The sequence below is a fragment of the Marinobacter shengliensis genome, assembly GCF_003007715.1.
GTDB lineage: Bacteria > Pseudomonadota > Gammaproteobacteria > Pseudomonadales > Oleiphilaceae > Marinobacter > Marinobacter shengliensis.
This window is the reverse complement of the sequence record NZ_PXNO01000027.1, coordinates 855,403-869,417: the sequence shown is the minus strand read 5'-3', so window position 1 is coordinate 869,417 and position 14,015 is coordinate 855,403. Positions and strand designations below refer to the sequence as shown.

At 56.6% G+C, this 14,015-nt stretch carries 10 protein-coding genes; 8 read left to right on the top strand and 2 right to left on the bottom strand.

Annotated elements, in window-relative coordinates; translation table 11 throughout:
- Nucleotides 1-143: 143 nt before the first annotated feature.
- From C7H10_RS17110 to C7H10_RS17075, 8 genes are all read left to right on the top strand, one after another.
- On the top strand, nucleotides 144-2,534 hold the full coding sequence (locus C7H10_RS17110) for a catalase (RefSeq protein WP_208622847.1): 2,391 nt from the start codon (nucleotides 144-146) through the stop codon (nucleotides 2,532-2,534).
- A 76-nt stretch (nucleotides 2,535-2,610) separates the two neighbouring features.
- A complete protein-coding gene (locus tag C7H10_RS17105; protein WP_106695802.1) occupies nucleotides 2,611-3,879 on the top strand; it encodes a DUF2254 domain-containing protein in 1,269 nt (422 codons plus the stop codon).
- 59 nt (nucleotides 3,880-3,938) lie between these two features.
- The gene (locus tag C7H10_RS17100; RefSeq protein WP_106695801.1) at nucleotides 3,939-5,651 is read left to right on the top strand and encodes a protein adenylyltransferase SelO; all 1,713 of its coding nucleotides are present in this window, start codon (nucleotides 3,939-3,941) and stop codon (nucleotides 5,649-5,651) included.
- Between the two features lie 117 nt (nucleotides 5,652-5,768).
- Nucleotides 5,769-6,536 (top strand): MipA/OmpV family protein, encoded by a 768-nt coding sequence (locus C7H10_RS17095; RefSeq protein ID WP_106695800.1) that lies wholly within the window; start codon nucleotides 5,769-5,771, stop codon nucleotides 6,534-6,536.
- A gap of 110 nt (nucleotides 6,537-6,646) precedes the next feature.
- On the top strand, nucleotides 6,647-7,267 hold the full coding sequence (locus C7H10_RS17090) for a glutathione S-transferase family protein (protein ID WP_106695799.1): 621 nt from the start codon (nucleotides 6,647-6,649) through the stop codon (nucleotides 7,265-7,267).
- Nucleotides 7,268-7,330: 63 nt separating this feature from the next.
- Nucleotides 7,331-7,999 carry a cupin domain-containing protein gene (locus tag C7H10_RS17085; protein ID WP_106695798.1) on the top strand — a complete coding sequence of 223 codons (669 nt, stop codon included), beginning with the start codon at nucleotides 7,331-7,333 and terminating at the stop codon, nucleotides 7,997-7,999.
- Nucleotides 8,000-8,042: 43 nt separating this feature from the next.
- A complete protein-coding gene (locus C7H10_RS17080) occupies nucleotides 8,043-8,609 on the top strand; it encodes a TetR/AcrR family transcriptional regulator (protein WP_106695797.1) in 567 nt (188 codons plus the stop codon).
- Nucleotides 8,610-8,736: 127 nt separating this feature from the next.
- Nucleotides 8,737-9,822 carry an aldo/keto reductase gene (locus C7H10_RS17075; RefSeq protein WP_106695796.1) on the top strand — a complete coding sequence of 362 codons (1,086 nt, stop codon included), beginning with the start codon at nucleotides 8,737-8,739 and terminating at the stop codon, nucleotides 9,820-9,822.
- 102 nt (nucleotides 9,823-9,924) lie between these two features.
- On the opposite strand, the gene C7H10_RS17070 is transcribed toward C7H10_RS17075, so the two are convergent.
- Complete coding sequence (locus C7H10_RS17070; RefSeq protein ID WP_106695795.1) at nucleotides 9,925-12,963, bottom strand: efflux RND transporter permease subunit; 3,039 nt, start codon at nucleotides 12,961-12,963, stop codon at nucleotides 9,925-9,927.
- Complete coding sequence (locus C7H10_RS17065) at nucleotides 12,960-14,012, bottom strand: efflux RND transporter periplasmic adaptor subunit (protein ID WP_106695794.1); 1,053 nt, start codon at nucleotides 14,010-14,012, stop codon at nucleotides 12,960-12,962. Before C7H10_RS17065 ends, C7H10_RS17070 begins: the two co-directional genes overlap by 4 nt.
- Nucleotides 14,013-14,015: the final 3 nt, after the last annotated feature.

Sequence of the window (14,015 nt, the reverse complement as noted above, 5' to 3'; positions counted from 1 at the left end):
TGTCACCAGACTTATAGCGTCGGCTCAGTTACCTGTGTGCGCTTTCGAACAGACGCGTACAGTCAGCTCCATAGAATGACTGAAGGCCAGCGGTTCGAGCGGCGTCTCGATTGCCAACACTATCGATTCTCCGGAGAAAAATCATGGCCAGGGACAACAAAGCGGCGCGGCCGTCACAATCGAAACGCAAAACTGGCAAGGCGGTTAAGGGCAAAGCAGATCCAAAGAGTGTCCTCAGAACCAATGACATCATGGCAGAGCAGGGTGGCGCAACTGACCCTCTAGCTCGTGCAATGCCATTTAACCGTACCAAGGCCCTAGAATATGGCCAGGAAAATGCCCGTGTTCCCCCACTGAGTGTGACGGAAAACCTTGGCTCAGTGTCGTTGACCGCAAGCACTGCCACCGAAACTTGCGGGACAAAGAAGACCGGCGGCGCAGCCACGCCCGGAACGAACGCTGGGGCTGAGGCATTCGAACGGGCGCGGGTGGATGCAAGCGGCCAACCGCTGTCGACCAACCAGGGCGTGCCCATTGGTGACAACCAGAACAGCCTGAAGGCCGGCCTGCGAGGACCTTCGTTACTCGAAGATTTCATTCTTCGGGAAAAGATTACCCATTTTGACCATGAACGCATTCCCGAACGTATCGTTCATGCCCGAGGATCCGCCGCACACGGTTATTTCGAAGCCTACGACGCGCTTACCAACTACACCCGCGCTGCGCCTTTCGCCGAAAAGGGAAAAATTACCCCCGTGTTCGTGCGCTTTTCGACGGTGGCCGGCGAGCGCGGCTCCAAGGACACTGCCCGTGATGCAAGGGGATTTGCGGTCAAGTTCTATACGGACGAAGGCAACTGGGATCTGGTTGGCAACAACATACCGGTCTTCTTCATCCAGGATGCAATGAAGTTTCCTGATTTGGTTCACGCGGTAAAACCGGAGCCGCACCATGGCATGCCCCAGGCGGCTTCCGCCCATGACACTTTCTGGGATTTCGTTTCCCTGATGCCCGAATCTACCCACATGTTGATGTGGGTAATGTCGGACCGAGGCATCCCCCGAAGCTACCGGATGATGCAGGGCTTTGGTGTGCATACCTTCCGCCTGATCAATGACAGGAATGAGGCGGTGTTCTGCAAATTCCACTGGAAGCCCCTGCAAGGCACTCATTCGCTGGTCTGGGATGAGGCCGTGAAGATTTCGGGCGCCGATCCGGACTATCATCGCCGTGATCTATGGGAAGCCATTGAGTCCGGGGAGTTTCCGGAGTGGGAACTCGGATTGCAGATATTCACCGAAGAACAAGCCGAGCGATTCAGCTTCGATGTGCTCGATTCCACCAAGCTAGTGCCGGAAGAGCTCGTGCCGCTGACACCTGTAGGCCGCATGGTTCTCAATCGAAATCCGGACAACTTCTTTGCAGAAACGGAGCAGGTCGCATTCTGTGCGGCTCATGTGATTCCCGGCATCGACTTTTCCAATGACCCGCTGCTCGCCGGCCGAATCCACTCCTATGCGGATACCCAGATAACGAGGCTCGGAGGCCCGAACTTCCACGAAATTCCGATTAATTCAGCAATAGCCCCGGTGCAGAACAATCAGCGAGATGGCATGCATCGGCAAGCTGTGCATCGAGGGCGCGTCGCCTATGAACCGAATTCACTCGCCGGTGGCTGTCCCTTCCAGACTGGCGCCGGAGGATTCATGTCGTTTCCCGAGGCGATCAACGATGACAAGGTACGTGGAAAGCCGGAAAAGTTCGCCGAACACTATGCGCAGGCGACACTGTTCTTCGAGAGCCAAACTCCGGTTGAGAAAGCACACATCGTCTCGGCGTTTCGTTTTGAACTCAGTAAAGTAGGAATTCCTGCCATCCGAGAACGGATGGTGTCGTCTTTGGTGAACGTATCGCCTGCACTTGCCGCCAGTGTCGCTTCCGGTTTGGGCATTAGCGTGCCTCCGGCCATGCCAAAGGCCAGTGACGACGCTCAGCCGCCGGAGGTGACCGTTTCGCGAGCGCTATCATTAATGGCATTACCCGGCGAAGGCGGCATTCGCACAAGACAGATTGCGGTGCTGGTAGAGAAGGGCGCCGACGATATCTCCCTGGCTGCCTTGCACAGAGCATTCGCGGATGCCGGTGCCGTGGTCCATTTCATTGGGCCTCGGGTGGGTGTGTTTGAAGGCGCCTCTGGCATGACCATCGAAGCGAACAAATCCATGGAGAACGCGCCCGGTTTCCTATTCGATGCTCTGGTTTTACCGGATGGCAACAGCGCCGTTCACGCATTGGCCGGCAACCCGCTGACGATGGACTTTATCCGTGATCAGTTCCGGCATTGTAAATCCATTCTTGCACTGGGCGCCGCCCGGGAATTGTTGGAACAAGCGGGTATTTCGTCGTTCACGGATGACGATCCGGGGATACTTCTGGCAGAAAGCGCTGATGTCGAGGAAATCGCTACGGCATTTATCAAAGCGATCAACGTCCAAAGGCACCAATGCCGCGACAGTGACCCGCCAATGAAATAATGGCCCTGAATGAGCGGAAAGTAGGCGTTTGCCAGGGTTGAACTGGTATGGGCGCAACACAGAGCAGGACTAACCGATGGCACTACCTCTGTTATTCAGCTTGGACCGCCTGAGATTCTTTCTGAGCCGCGTCCGGGAGCGACTGTGGATCAAACCACTGGCTTTGTGTCTGCTGTCGGTTGGTGGTGTTTTCACGGCAAAACTGGCCGACGATACAGGGCTTTCCCGTGTTTTACCGCAGGTAACCCTGAAGTCTGTCGAATCGTTGCTCTCGGTAATGGCCTCCAGCATGCTTGTCATTGCAACCTTTGCCGTAGGTTCCATGGTTGCGGCCTATGCCTCGGCAAGCACTGGCGCCACGCCGCGCTCCATACCCCTGGTGATCGGAGACGACGTCACGCAAAACGCTTTGTCGGCGTTTATCGGAGCGTTCATATTCAGTATTGTTGCACTGGTCGCAACCCAGAATGATCTTTTCGGGCCGGCAGGACTGTTTTCCATTTTCACTCTGACGTTGCTGGTTTTCGCTATCGTGGTTATCACCTTTGTTCGGTGGGTGGATCGGATTGCAAGGCTGGGCAGGGTGGTAAACACTATTGCACAGGTTGAGAAAGCTGCTTTCGAAGCGCTGAACCAAAGGCGCCTTTCGCCAACACTGGGCGCATTGACGGCACCGCAACAGCAAGAGAATATGCAGGGGGCTCCCGTATGCGCCGGGTCGGTTGGTTACATCCAGTATATCGATGTTAAGGCGCTGCAAAGCCATGCAGAAACTCTTGATTGCCAAGTGCTAGTAACAACGCTTCCGGGAGCTTTCGTCAATGTGGGAATACCTCTGGCGCTTGTCGAAGGGGATGGCATATTTGAGCCAGAGACCTTTGCCAGCGCTTTTACAATCAGCGCGAACCGCGCGTTTGAGGAAGACCCCCGATTCGGTCTGCTGGCTTTGTCGGAGATCGCAGACAAAGCATTGTCTCCAGGAATCAACGATCCGGGGACAGCCATTAATGTGATTGGAGCCATGGTGCGACTTTTTACGCTCTGGCAATCCCAGCCGGAGAAGAACGAAATGACAAAAATAATCTACGACCGCGTATTGGTTCCCACCCTGAGCACCGATGATCTGTTCGACGATGCCTTCACAGCGATTGCCCGCGACGGAGCGGGCTTCGTGGAAGTTGCTATTCGACTTCAGAGAGCGTTTCGTGCGCTTACAGAAACCGGTGATCAGGCAACAGTGGCGGCTGCCCGGCGACACTCCAGGATGGCACTGAAACGATCGGAGCTCGTAATGACCCTTCAGGACGACATTGATGCAGTGCGTAGAAGTGCTGTTCTGTTATAGCTTCTTGATAGGTTTACGCTTACTGTTCATCAATAGCAGAGCAAGCTTGAAGAGTCCTTATGGTAAAGCGAACGTCCAGCGACACAGCCCCGAATATCGAGACCCTCAACGATCTCGCCGCATTGGCAGACTATTCGCTCATGGACACCCTCAACTGCGATCCCGAGGGAAAAGCGAATGGTGATGACCATGCGCCCCGGCAGGTGTTTTCGGGACACTATGTTCCGATCAGCCCCACGCCCATTGAAAACCCGGAATACGTAGCGCATGGCAAGAGTCTGTTTCGCGAACTGGGCATCGCCGACACTCTGGCGCAGTCAGAAGACTTTGTGCGGATGTTTTCCGGCGACTTAACGCAGGTTCCGGAGCCAATGCGCAACGTCGGTTGGGCGTGTGGCTACGCACTGTCTATCTACGGCACCGAGTTCTACCAGCAATGCCCGTTTCAGACTGGCAACGGTTACGGCGACGGTCGCGCCATTTCCGTGCTTGAGGCCGTCATCGGCGGCCAACGATGGGAAATGCAGCTCAAAGGGGGAGGGCGCACACCCTACTGCCGTGGCGCAGACGGCCGGGCCGTGCTTCGCTCCAGTGTCCGTGAGTTTTTGGCTCAGGAACACATGCACGCGCTGGGTGTACCCACTTCACGGTCTTTGAGTCTGTACGTTTCCAAAACCGAAAAAGTCAGGCGGCCCTGGTATTCGGAAGGCTCACGATCAATGGACCCGGACGTGCTTGTATCCGAGCCAGTCGCCATCTCCACCCGCGTTGCACCGTCGTTTATCCGGGTAGGGCAGCTCGAGCTCTTCGGGCGCCGAGCCCGTAAGAACGAACACCCTAACGCCATGGAGGAACTCGAAAAGATCGTCTTGCACCTTATCGATCGTGAGTACGATGGCCTTATCGACCAGACATTATCCACTGCCGACAAAGTCGTTTTGCTTGCCCGTGAATTTCGTAGCCGCCTGACGTCGCTTGTGGCGAACTGGATTCGTGTGGGCTACTGCCAGGGCAACTTCAACAGCGACAACTGTGCAGCCGGCGGATTCACCCTCGACTATGGACCCTTTGGATTCATCGATCTATTCAATCCGCAATATCAGCCTTGGACCGGCGGTGGGCAGCACTTCTCGTTCCTCAACCAACCAGCGGCGGCAGAACGCAATTTTCATTCATTCTGCACGGCGTTGCGGCCGTTATTAGTGGGGCATACAGATTGTTTGCAGCAGCTCGACAAAATCCAAAGCGATTTTCCGCTGGTCATGCAGGCAGAAATGGAAAAGATGTGGGCGGCCAAACTCGGGCTGGATACGTTCGACGAGGACCTGTTCCGGGAGCTCGCAACCCTCATGGTGCACACACCCGTCGATTACACCATGTTCTTCCGTGAGCTTTCCGCAGTGCCTGACGATGTCGAATCACTTCAGAAAAGCTTCTACAGAGACCTGACGCATGCAGACACCGAAGGACTGGACAAGCGCTGGTCTGCGTGGCTCACAAAGTGGACATCGCTCGCATTAACTGGCTCCCGGGATGAGCTTTCGAGACAGATGAAGTTTGTTAATCCAAAGTACAGTTTGCGGGATTGGCTGGTTGTGCCTGCTTATCAGCAAGCGGAGGACGGACATTACGAGCTGCTCCGAGAGCTACAAGAAGTGATGACGCAGCCATACGCTGAACAGTCGACGGATGTAGAGAACAAATACTACCGTTTGAAGCCGTCGGAGCTTTTTGCGGTTGGTGGATGGTCGCACTACAGCTGCTCGTCGTGATACGGAATAGCTGAAAGCCAATATACGGGCCAAACGAATCCAGTTGTTCTATGGCGAGCGTATAGCTCCCGGCTAGGTGAGCTTTATTCCGAAGCCGCTCAACTGGGGAATCCGTCTATGCTTTCGAAACCTAAACGTCAGTGGTTAATGGTCGCTTCGACGACTCTATTGGCTGTTTCAACTCCGAGTCTGGCAAACACACCCTGGGCGGCCAGTGTGGGAGCCGGTGTGATATACGCGCCGGACTACCTCGGTAGTGACGATTATGAAACCAGGGTCTGGCCGACGCTCAATGTGAGCTATGGTGATCTTTTCTATTTTAATATTCGCGATGGTCTTGGCTGGAACCTGATTCGCCACGGCAACTGGCGGCTGTCCCCCTTTATTGCATACACTCCCGGGCGCGACAATGACGGAGATCTCAGGCGCCTGGACAAAGTCGATGGCGGCGCAACCGCCGGCTTGCGTATTGCCTATACAGACAGGGCATGGTCCTACAGCGCAGGCATCCAGTCGCCCTTCACCGGCGATGTCGATGGTTATCAGTTGGCGCTTAAAACGCGATGGCGGAACCAGCTCAGCGATCAATGGATTGCTTCTCTGGGTGCGAACGTGACCTACAGTAGCGATGACTGGACAAAAGATATGTTTGGTATTTCCGATGCGGAAAGCGCCCGATCCGGCCTGGCTCCCTACAGTCCTGATGATTACATTCGTTTCGGCGTCTCAGGCAGTCTGACCTACTCATTATCTGCCCACTGGGCAGTAACCGCCATGGCTGGTGTTACACAATTGACCGGCGATGCCAAGGATAGCCCGATCGTTAGCGATATCGGGGATGCTACCCAGGCTTACACTGGTCTTTTTCTGAGGTACAGATTCTGAATATCTCTGAATCCGCTTGATAAAGCAGGAGATGCAAATTGCTGCTTGATTACCTACCTACTACTAGATACATTGAGTGTCGTACACTCAATGACCAACAGAGGTAAGCAATGAAAATTTACGATATTGAAGGCTTTCCCAACCCGCTACGGGTTCGTATCGCTTTGGCAGAAAAAGGCGCGACAAACAAGGTGGAATTCGTTCCGGTCGATGTCATGAGCGGCGAGAACCGTTCCGACGCGTTCAAGATGAAAAACCCGGATGCCACCGTGCCCGTGCTGGAGCTTGACGACGGCACCTGCATCGCCCAGTGCAACGCCATTACCGAATATATCGACGGTGTCTTCGATGGTCCGTCCCTTACGGGCACAACCCCGAAGGAGCGCGCCCTTATCGCGATGATGAATCTGCGGGCAGAAAATGGTCTGATGAACGCCGTGGGCGCTTATTTTCACCACGCCACCCCGGGGCTTGGTCCGGATCTGGAAACCTGGCAATGCGCTGAGTGGGGCAATAAACAGAAAGAAGTGGCCGGCGCAACCATGGCCTACCTTGACAGTGTTCTGGCGGACAACGAGTTTCTCGCAGGCGAGAACTTCTCGGTCGCAGACATCACCGCCTTTGCCGGCCTGGGGTTTGCGGATTTCGCGAAGGTGGAGATTCCGGAGTCGTTGACCAATCTCCATGCCTGGCGCGCAAAAGTCGCCGCCCGCCCTTCAATCGCCGGATGATCCAAAACCTTCGGGTTTCATGCAAGCGCTGTTAACATCCAGGACATAAAAGTGAGGACTATCATGGAGATTAATGCAGATTTCTCCAAACCGGTTGTTATACATTCCGACCGGCTTGAGTGGCAGCCCTCGCCCATGAAAGGGGTGGAGCGGCGAATGCTGGACCGGATCGGGGAGGAGGTTGCCCGCGCCACCACCATCGTGCGTTATGCGCCGGGGAGTCATTTCTCGGCGCATACCCATACCGGTGGAGAAGAATTCATCGTACTCGATGGCGTGTTCCAGGATGAGCACGGCGACTTCCCCGCAGGTAGCTATGTGCGCAACCCCCCAACCACGTCACACATTCCGGGCTCTGAAACGGGCTGCACCATATTTGTCAAACTGTGGCAGTTCGACCTGGCCGACCGCACTCAGTTCAGCAAGAATATGGAGGCCGAGCTGGGCGCCCCGGTCGGCGGCGTTGCCACCGCAAAGCTGCATGAGGACGATCGTGAGATCGTGACCTACAGCCGGCTCGAAGCAGGAGCGACGCTGACCTCTGAGGCGCCCGGCGGAATCGAGCTGCTGGTAATCGAAGGCTCGGTGACCGGCAATGGCGAGGTCTTGGCCAGGCATGACTGGCTACGCCTCCCTGATGGACACCGGTTGTCGCTGACGGCTGGGGACCATGGCGCAAAAATCTGGATGAAGACGGGTCACCTGCGATTTGCCGGGGCGCCAGGGATATAAGGCCGGCAATGGCGGGATTGATAAGTCAGACAGGTGAATAACCATGAATCGTGATACCAGGACAGCCCTGATGGATCTTGCCGAGCATAGCGTTCGGTCACGGGGCTTTGACGGATTCAGCTATGCGGATCTGGCCAAGGCCATTGGGATTCGAACGGCATCAATCCATTACCATTTTCCCACCAAGGCGAAGCTCTCTGAAGCCTTGATCGAGCGTTATCAGGCCAATCTGCAGCAAGCTCTGGCCGAGACCACGGCTGCCCATGCCAGCGCAGGCGAGCGCCTCAAGGCGCTCATTGCCCTGTACCGCGACGCCTTGCATGATGGACAAACCGTGTGCCTGTGCGTTGCTTTTTCGATCTGCCGTGAAAGCCTGCCAGGCACCGTCATTGCCAGAGTCGGCGCCGTTCGCGCAATGGTCCTGCAGTGGATTGCAGAAACCTTTGAGCTGGGGCGCAGGGATGGATCCGTCTCGGCCATCCACACTCCGACCGATGAAGCACAGGCAACCCTGGCGATGCTCGAAGGCGCCCACCTCGCCGCGCGCACCGAACAAGACCTGGCCGTGTTTGATGCCGCAACGCGACTGCTGCGCGCCCGCTGCAAGTAACGGTTGGACATGGACCAGGTCAAGACAATCTTCGCCGAGTAACACAAACGAGTGCAAAAAAAACTGAAACAGGCAGCATTTACACTGAATGCTGAAACACCAACCGACAAGCATGATGAGGTGCAACATGGCAACTGAGACTTTACCGCTATTCGCTAATGACAACAGTTCAGGCTATAACCCGTTGGGCAATTCCGGGCTGTTCGTCTCCAAGCTGTGCCTGGGAACCATGACCTTCGGCGGCGATAAGGACATCTGGGGCCTGATCGGCAACTTGCAGCAGGAACAGGCCGACGAGCTGATGAAGATCGCCCTGGAAGCCGGCATCAACTTTATCGACACCGCCAACATCTATGGTTTTGGTGCCAGCGAGCGCATCGTCGGCCAATCCCTGAAGAACCTGGGCGTTCGCCGGGAAGATGTGGTGCTGGCCACCAAGGTGCTCGGCCCGATGGGCGATGGCCCCAATGCCCGTGGTGCTTCCCGTGGCCACATCATGAGCGAATGCAAGGCGAGCCTGGCGCGCCTGCAAACAGATTATATCGACCTGTATCAGATCCACGGTTTTGACCCGGCCACCCCGATCGAGGAAACTCTGGAGGCGCTGAACACCCTGGTGCAACAAGGCCATGTGCGTTATGTGGGCCTGTCCAACTGGGCCGCCTGGCAGGTAATGAAAGCCATCGGCATCACCCGGGCCCGCAACCTGTGCCCGATCATCTCCCTGCAAGCCTACTACACACTGGTGGGGCGCGATCTGGAGAGGGATATCATCCCGATGCTGGAATCTGAGAAGGTCGGTCTGATGGTGTGGAGCCCGCTGGCCGGTGGGTATCTGTCCGGTAAATACGAGGGCCCGGACGTCTCTGAGGAAAACCGGCGTGCCAAATTTGACTTTCCGCCCGTCAATCGTGAGCGAGGCAGCGACGTCATCAAGGTCATGCGGGAGATTGCTGACGGCAAGCAGATCGATGGCGAGCCGGTCACGGTGGCACAAATCGCTCTGGCGTGGCTGTTGCATCAAAACGTCGTGAGCAGCATTATCGTTGGCGCCAAGCGGCCGGACCAGCTGAAAGCCAACATACGGGCCGCGCAGATCCACTTGTCTGGCGAAGAACTTAACGCGCTTGACGAGGTGAGCCGTATACCGGATGAATATCCGGGCTGGATGATGAAAATGATGGCCGGGTACCGAGACTCTAACGCATCCTGATGCCGAAACCGATCCAGTCTTCACATTGTGCTGCGCCCCGGGCGGCGCAGCCGCTAAACTCCCAGAAGGGGCCTATGCTGTCAAAACACGTCCGTGGCTCCTTCAATCTTTTATCTGTAGCCGAAACCAGAGTGCATAAAGCGCCGGAACAAACAATAGCGTGATCAGAGTACCAACCGCCACGCCCCCTATAAGGACATAAGCCAGCGGCCCCCAGAATAAGTCAAAAGTCAGAGGTACAAACGCCAGAACGGCCGCCAGTGCAGTGAGTACCACGGGACGGGCGCGTTGGACTGCCGCCTCGACAACGGCTTCCCGGGCAGCCATCCCTGTTGTGAAGTTGTCCTGCACCTGCTGGGTCAGAATCATGGTATTTCTCATCAGGATGCCGCCCAGGCCAATCAGCCCCAGCAACGCCGTAAAGCCAAAGGGTTGGTTAAACAGCAGTAAGGCCAATACAGCGCCAATCAGTCCCAGTGGCGCGGTGGCCAGAACGGTAAGGGTGCCGATAAACGAACGCATCTGAAGCATGATGAAAATCAGCATCAACGCCAACATCACCGGCTGTAAGGTCTGGATGGACGCGTTGGCTTTGGCCGATTGCTCCACCGTACCGCCGATTTCAATACGATAACCCTCCGGCAACTGTTCACGCAGACCTGTCATCGCACTCCAGATTTCATTGGTGACATCCGGTGGCTGGGCGCCTTTTACATCCGCCTGAACGGCCAGGAAGGGGTCACGGTTGTAACGCTTTATAACCGGCTCCTCATAACGAACCTGCCACTTGCCCAGTTGCTGTGCGGAAAGTTTGCGGCCGTCGCGGGTTTTGATTTCAAGATTTTCAGGCATGATCACTTCGTCGCGGGCATTGCGCGCCACCAGTTGAACGCTCCTTATGCCCCGGCGTAGCTCGGTGACGGCCAATCCGCGAAGTTGAAACTGGAGTTGCCGGGCAACCTCTGCCGGGGTCAGGCCCATCCAACCCAGATTTTCCGGGTCCAACTCAAGATAGAGTGTGGGTACACGCTCATCCCAATTTAGATGCGGCATGACGATATTCGTGTGCCCCTCCATGAGAGTCCGGATCTGGTGCCCGATCTCTCTGAGTTGATCTGGTTTCGGACCCAACACACGAAAACTGACAGGCCAGACCACCGGGGGGCCATACAACAAACGCGTTACTCGTACTCGTGCCTCCGGAAACTCACCCGCCGCGATTCTGGTTTCCAGCGCCGAGATGATGTGATCGCGGCCTTCAACGTCCTGCCCAATGGCAATCAACTTGGCAAATGCCGGGTCCGGCTGCTCGGGATTTGCCGATACGAAGAACCGGGGGGCACCGGCACCGATGTAAGCGGAAAGGCTTTTCACCTCCGGCATGTCCATCAACATCGCTTCCAGGCGTCTGACACTTTCATCGGTGGTGGCGATGGCGCTCCCCTGTGGAGCAAAGACGCTGATCAGAACTTCGGGGCGATCAGAACTGGGGAAAAATTGCTTCTGCACTTGAGTTGCCATACCGAAAGCACTGATCACCAGCAAACCGACTGTGAGAAAAACGACGGTTTTCCGGTACCGTACACACGCGGCAATGACCCCACGCAACCGCTGATAAAAGGCGCTTTGGTACAGGTCCTGGCCCGTATGCCCGGGGTTATCGGGCAAAAGCTTGACGCCCAGATAAGGCGTGAAGGTGACCGCTACCACCCAGGAAATTAACAACGAAAAAGCCAGCACCCAGAAAATGTTGCCGGTGTATTCCCCGACACCGGACTGGGCAAATCCGATGGGGACAAATCCGGCCACCGTTACCAGCGTTCCAGACAACATGGGCGCGGCTGTTACGCTCCAGGCATGACTGGCGGCCCGTACCCGGTCCCACCCGCTCTCCATCTTCACAATCATCATTTCAATGGCGATGATCGCATCGTCCACCAACAGGCCCAGTGCGATAATCAGCGCGCCCAGGGTGATGCGGTCCAGGTTAATGCCCGCTATTTTCATCAATAAAAAGGTCAGGCCGAGAGTGACGGGAATCGCGATGCCCACCACCAAACCTGCGCGCAGACCGATCGCCAGTATGCTGACCCCCATCACGACGACCAGCGCCACCAGAAACTTGACCTGAAAAAGATCAACCGCCTGAGTAATGGCTTCGGCCTGGTCGGTCAGGGTCTGTATTGACATTCCCAGGGGCAGCCTGGCCTGTTCAGTGCTGACAAACTCGCGCAGGCGCTCGCCAAACGCCAGGCCATTTTCGCCCGCCTCCATAACGACGCCCAGGAGGATCGCATCCTCACCGCTGGAACGGACGATGTAGTTCAACGGATCTTCATAGCCCAAACGCACCTCGGCCAGATCAGACACGGTGATAAGCTGGTCTCCGATACGCAGAGGTACTGAGGCGAGGCGCTCAATGTCAGACAGGTCGATGTTGCTGCGGATGTAAACCCGCGGGCCGGCCAGATCAACAAAGCCCAGAGGCTGAAGGCGATTGTTGGCCTCTATTGCCTGCAACACGTCTTCTGCCGACAAACCGAGGTTGTTGAGCCGGTCCTGATCAAACTCGAGATACACCCGCTCAGGCCGCTCCGCCAGGAGCTGTGCTTTTTGCAAGCCGGGCAACCGCTGCAGGCGATCTCGTATCGATTCTGCCTCGCGGGTCAGTTCACGCATTGGCATTCCGGGTGCCGTCAGGGCCAGCAGAGAGAAATACACATCCGCGAAATCGTCGTTAACGATGGGGCCGATCACACCCCGGGGGAGGGTAGGCCTCTCATCGGACATGCGTTTGCGGACCTGGTAAAAGAGGTCAGGCACTTTTTCACTGGGCGTATAATCCTGGAACCGGATAAGCATGGAGGCCTGTCCGGGCCGAATGGTGGTTTCAACGGTGTCGAAATACGCCACCTCCTGGATTTGCTTTTCCAGACGATCCACCACCTGATTCTGCAGCACCTCGGGGGTTGCTCCCGGCCAGACTACAGAGACCACCATCGACCGCACGGTGAACGCAGGGTCTTCCGCCCGACCAAGGGATGAGAACGCGTAGAAGCCCGCAACAACCGACATCAAAAGAAAAAAGAGGGTGACCGAACGCTCGCGCACTGCCAGCGCGGAGAAATTAGGCAGGCTCATCGCGCCAGCTCCCGCACCGCCATGCCAGGAGTGAGCAGGTGTGTCCCCAACGCGACGATGGGCGTTCCCGCATTGATATCGGCCCTGATCTGCGCATACTCCTCGCCCAAATCGATCACCTCGACCGCCAGGGGGGTCACCCTGCCGTCGGAGACCAACCAGATCTGCGGCGTTTGCCCTCTCTCGTCAAGGGCACCCAGCGGTACACGATGGCTGGCCGTGGTTTGTTTCGGCGTTAACCGGACACTTACCACCGAACCAAGCGTTAAAGACGAGGGGTAGGGCCCCTCCAGGCGGTATCGGGCACGCCAGCTCCGACTGCCGGGGTCGGCAGCACCGGCAATCTCTCTCAGATTCACCGCAAACTGTTCGCCACTGGGCAAAGGAAGATACCCGCCCTTGGGCGGGTTACTACCCTCAGGTAAAAAAACCTCTACTTCCAGTGATTGATCTTCGGCCAGAACGGCAAGGGTTTGACCGACACCCACAACCTGGCCGGGCTCAACGATGACCTCAGTGACCACACCTGTGTTGGACGCTTTTAGTTCCGCATACCCCAGAGCATTCTGAGCCTGCTGATGGCGCGCAGAAGCCGTTTCCACCTGGCTGCGCGCCTCGCGCTCGGCCAATTCAAGGCGTCGCAGGGTTTGTTCGCTGACAAACTGACGTCCTACCAGTTGCTGCTGGCGCTGGAGCTCATCGGTGGCAATGGCCAGGGCCGCTTCTGCACGCCTCAGATCCGCCGCGGCCCCCTCTGCCGTTGCCACAAGGTCACGTGTATCGAGCTTGAACAGTAAGTCGCCTTTTTCCACGCGCTGACCGGCATCGATGAAACGCTGTTGAATCCGGCCGGCGATCTGAAAGGCCTGGGGTACTTCGTGGCGGCCTCGCAGGGTTCCTGAAAATCTCTGCGCAGTTGGGGCCGCCTCCTTTAGAACAACGGTTTTTACCCAAGGGATAGGGGCGCGGGCCTCCGAGGGTGGTTCCGAAGACGGCTGACAACCAGACAGAATGAGCAGCGAGATAAACAGTGTCAGCATACAGCGCATGGC